Origin of the sequence: Streptomyces sp. SID3343 (assembly GCF_009865215.1) — a bacterium.
Classification (GTDB): Bacteria; Actinomycetota; Actinomycetes; order Streptomycetales; family Streptomycetaceae; genus Embleya.
Genome location: NZ_WWJX01001289.1, coordinates 1 through 281, shown reverse-complemented (window position 1 = coordinate 281; position 281 = coordinate 1). Strand labels below are relative to the sequence as shown.

The window sequence follows — 281 nt, the reverse complement described above, 5'->3', positions numbered from 1 at the left end:
GCCCGCGCGGCGGCGAGCTCGGCCCGCCCGCGCGTGGATTCGGCGTCGCGCACGGCCTGGGCGACCTGTTCGGCGACCACCCTGGCCTCGGCCCACGCCGCCGACGCGCTGTTGTCCTCGTCGGCGGCGCGGGCGGCGGATTCGGCGGGGTCGCCGTCGTCGTCGATCCAGCCCGCCTGTACGGCCTGGTCGAGTTCGGCGCCGACCTCGGCGAGCCGGGCGCGCAGGTGGACCGCCTCGCTGCGGGCTCGTTGGGCCTCGGTCGCGGCGGTGGTGGCCGC

Annotated in this window: 1 protein-coding gene; it reads right to left on the bottom strand. The window is 79.4% G+C overall.

What is annotated here, in order from left to right; all coding sequences use genetic code 11:
* Window positions 1-281: hypothetical protein (locus tag GT354_RS40270; RefSeq protein WP_161361449.1), on the bottom strand; the 281-nt coding region annotated here is incomplete at both ends.